Below are 961 nucleotides of genomic sequence, written 5' to 3' on the forward strand. Positions count from 1 at the left end.
AGGAATGCAGACGCGCAAAGGCCGAAGAAAATGGAAGTTCCGATGGCAATTATGCTTCCCGGTAATAAAAAGGCCACAAAGACGGTAATCACAAAACCCACGATCAAACCCATTCGAGCTAACCAAATAGTTTTGCCGGAGTCGTCTTTACTGGTTTTGCCAAGCAAATCATAACTGATCGAGGTTGATATAAAGTGAAACTGGCCGCTCAAGGTCGACATGGCTGCAGCCAGAAGCCCTAGCAAGAAAAAGTAATAGATCCAGGAAGGAAAAGCCTGAGTCAGAAACAAGGGAATGACTTTATCTGTGTTAGGAGGAGCTCCTCCGACCGCAGAAGCCATCATAGAAACCTTTTTAGTGGTTTCATAGAAGTAAACATTCGAAAGTGCACCGACTGTAAAAGCGACGCCGGTCATAAAAAGGATAAATACTCCGCCAAAAGCTAAGGCTCTATTTAATTCTTTGCCAGATTTAACCGTCATATAACGAACGATGAGTTGAGGTTGGGCTAAAACACCAATGCCAACTCCAAGAACTAAGGTTGAAATGACAAACCACCAGTTTTGAGATAGAAATGTAGGCATTGAAGCAAAACCCACCATGCCTTGTTTTGCCAGCGCTGCAGGCACTAAACTATTCATGGCGTTTAACTTAGCGTGGGCGACAGAGACTCCGCCTAACATCTTATACGTTAAAATAATGAGCAGGAGCATCATAACGAACATCAACGTACCCTGGAAGGCGTCTGTATAAACAACTCCTCTGAGACCACCAAAAAAGACGTATGCTAGTACTATGAGAGAGAGAATCAAGAGCGCAGTTGTATAGTTCATCTTTAAGGTTTCTTCTAAGAATCTTGCACCACCGATCATCACTGAGGCGGCATAGATGGGTAAGACGATACTCATGAGCGCTGCTGACCAACGCCGAATAAAAGAGGATTCATAATGGGAGCCTAAGA

Annotated in this window: 1 pseudogene; it reads right to left on the bottom strand. The window is 44.0% G+C overall.

What is annotated here, in order from left to right:
* Positions 1-908, bottom strand: a pseudogene (locus tag UF75_RS25740) (sodium:solute symporter family protein); the annotation flags it as partial.
* Between the last annotated feature and the right edge of the window lie 53 nt (positions 909-961).

This window comes from Desulfosporosinus sp. I2 (assembly GCF_000960765.1).
Lineage (GTDB): Bacteria > Bacillota > Desulfitobacteriia > Desulfitobacteriales > Desulfitobacteriaceae > Desulfosporosinus.